Origin of the sequence: Chamaesiphon sp. OTE_8_metabat_110 (assembly GCF_031382685.1) — a bacterium.
Lineage (GTDB): Bacteria > Cyanobacteriota > Cyanobacteriia > Cyanobacteriales > Chamaesiphonaceae > Chamaesiphon.
Genome location: NZ_JANMZA010000617.1, coordinates 1 through 2,783 on the forward strand (window position 1 = coordinate 1; position 2,783 = coordinate 2,783).

Consider the following 2,783-nt stretch of genomic DNA (forward strand, 5'->3'; position numbering starts at 1 on the left):
TACTCCTTCATTATCTGAAATTTAATGAACTGCCAATTCCATATTCAATCGATCGCGATAATCGATCGATGAAAATATCCCTCGAAGCTTGCGCGCCGCCTAAGCGGCGGTCGGTAAATCATACCCCGATCCAGCAACGCCCGATTTACAAGCTTCGATAAGCCAGATAATTCCAGTAGAAACTAGATAAAGTGGTAGCAGTGACACTGCATTAGACAGTCCCAGTAGGGTGGGCACGGCCCACCAGCTAGGTTTCAGACACAATCTATATTATAAATAATCGATGGCTCGGAGTGCCAAATCCTGCATAAATCTCCGAGTTTAAAAAAGTCCTAGTGCTGCTCCTTGGTAGTCACGATTTGCTACTCAGTTAACATTACTTTTAAACTGACTAGTGAGCACCGCCGATGCTGGCTTTTTCCCCCCGTTCGCCAGGATAGAGCGGGTTTTGCTTGACGATCCTTGCGGGAACGCCCACGACAACCATTCCTGGTTCTGTTACCGACTTGTTGAGGACAGCATTTGCGCCAATGTGCGTCCAGTCGGCGATCGTAATGTCACCAAATATTTTGGCACCAGGCTCGATCGTCACATGGGAGCCAATCGTGGGGCCTTTGCCGATCGTCACCCCGATATTCATCCGGAGATTGCTGCCGATTCGCACTGAGTCATTAATCAGGATATCGCCAGTATGGACGAGATCCAATCCTGGCCCGATCGTATTCGGTGGGATTTGGAATCCGGTCACCAACGATACTGACAGATACCGATACATCACCCACTTGCGTAAGGGCCACCACAAGATCGACCGCCGACAGTTGGTGTAAAATTCATGTTTGCGCAGGAGGCGTTGATAGTACCAAGTTGGGTCTTGAATTAAAAGTAGTGGTGGTCGCCGCGACCGACCCATCGCCAGCCGATCGGCTTTTAGGTAAGCTAAATAATCTGCGTGAGAAGTAATCATTGGTAAAGCGGCATTATTAAAATGCAGGTGAATATGTCAGGAAGTACATCAAGGCTACAGTCAGTTCAAGTATAATGTATTACTATTCGTACTGAGAAGCAGATCGATATAAGTTCGAGTCTGGGCATCTGCCGATTACTCCCTAACGCTCATTGCTAGTGAGGATCGTCAAGACATGCACTAGCGACATCTAAGTTCAAACATAAGTACCGAATATGAACCGCTATTCCGCCTACCTGTTCGCGATTGGCTATATTTCCACAATACTAGTTGGTTGTATGCAACCTCACGATTCAGTCAAAATCGCTGGATCTACCCAAGACGATCGTGATGTTCCGGCAGTCGCTAGTTTAATACTGACGGCTAATAAACCATCGGTAAGTCCTAAATCGATCGTTACTTATCCTTCAACTACGGCTGAATTTCCCAATCCCGAGCGAGGATTTCATGACAATATCGAACTAATGAGCGGTCGCGACTTTAACAACACTCGGCGAAATGGTTATAGCTTATCGAGAGCTTATATTCGCTTGGATGAATATCGCAATCGTCCTTTACCCCCAGAATTTTTAGCCCAATTAAATCGCCAATTACAACTAGTGCGATCGGCGGGAACTAAGGTGATACTTCGATTTGGTTATAACTTTCCCAATGATGGCGACGACATCGAGAAAGCTCCAGATGCCAGTCTCGATCTGACGATCTCCCACATCAATCAGCTCAAACCGATCCTGCAACAAAATGCCGATGTCATTGCCGTCATGCAGGCTGGCTTTATCGGTGCCTGGGGCGAGTGGCATGGTTCTGGCAATGGACTGGCTCGTCCCCAGCCGAAAGCCAAAATTTTAGCAGCACTGCTAGCGGCGACACCAGCGAGTCGGATGGTACAGCTCCGTTATCCCAATGATATTAGGAATAACTACCCTCAGCCGCTGACCCTAGCTGCTGCCTTTCGGGGCAATCGCCAAGCTCGCGTCGGTTTTCATAATGACTGCTTTCTATCCAATCAATCTGATGCCGGGACTTATAAACCCGATATACCAGCACTCGCAAACTACGCTAATAAGTTCACCCCGTTTGTGGCTGTGGGTGGCGAAACTTGCCAAGTTACGCTCAATGAGCATCGCAGTGACTGTCCCACCGCTGAGGCCGATTTAGCTAGATTTCATTGGAGTTATCTCAATTCTAGCTTTTACAAGCCCGATCTCGATCGCTGGCGACAAGCAGGTTGCTATGGTAAAATTGCTCGGAAGCTGGGCTACCGCTTGCAATTAGTTCGATCGAACTTTACCTCACAAGTAGCTAACAATCGACAGTTAAATGGCAATTTTACGATCGCGAATACTGGCTATGCTAGCCCCTTTAACCCGCGCGGCCTAGAAGTAGTCATGCGCCATCAGTCAACTGGCAAAATCTATCGCCTCCCCATCCTCAAATCTTTGAGCAAAACTCACGACCCCCGCTTCTGGCTAGCATCTGCTGGGGAGATTTCTGTAGATGTTCGTGCCAAAATTCCGCCCACCGCACCACTAGGAACTTACGAGCTGCTGCTAAATCTCCCAGATCCGATGCCCAAGCTCAAGAACCGTCCCGAGTATTCGATTCGATTGGCTAACGCACAAACTTGGGAAGCTAAAACTGGTTTTAATTCACTCCGCAGAACTGTACAGTTGATTAAATAGAGGGTAGAGGGTAGAGGGTGGGAGCTGAGGAATATTATCGAGGAAGAACAACTTCAGTTGATGTTGTTGCTCACATCTGTCTTTGGGTATACTTTCGATTTTCGACTCTCTGCCTTATGCTGGACGCTCTTTTAACG

The 2,783-nt window shown here is 47.8% G+C and carries 2 protein-coding genes; one reads left to right on the forward strand and one right to left on the reverse strand.

The window, feature by feature from the left end:
- Positions 1–391 precede the first annotated feature (391 nt).
- Positions 392–964 carry a hypothetical protein gene (locus tag RMO52_RS22230; RefSeq protein WP_309743599.1) on the reverse strand — a complete coding sequence of 191 codons (573 nt, stop codon included), beginning with the start codon at positions 962–964 and terminating at the stop codon, positions 392–394.
- Between the two features lie 215 nt (positions 965–1,179).
- On the opposite strand from RMO52_RS22230, the gene RMO52_RS22235 reads away from it, so the two are divergent.
- Positions 1,180–2,646, forward strand: a complete 1,467-nt coding sequence (locus RMO52_RS22235) for a DUF4832 domain-containing protein (RefSeq protein ID WP_309743601.1) — start codon at positions 1,180–1,182, stop codon at positions 2,644–2,646.
- The last annotated feature ends 137 nt before the right edge of the window (positions 2,647–2,783 follow it).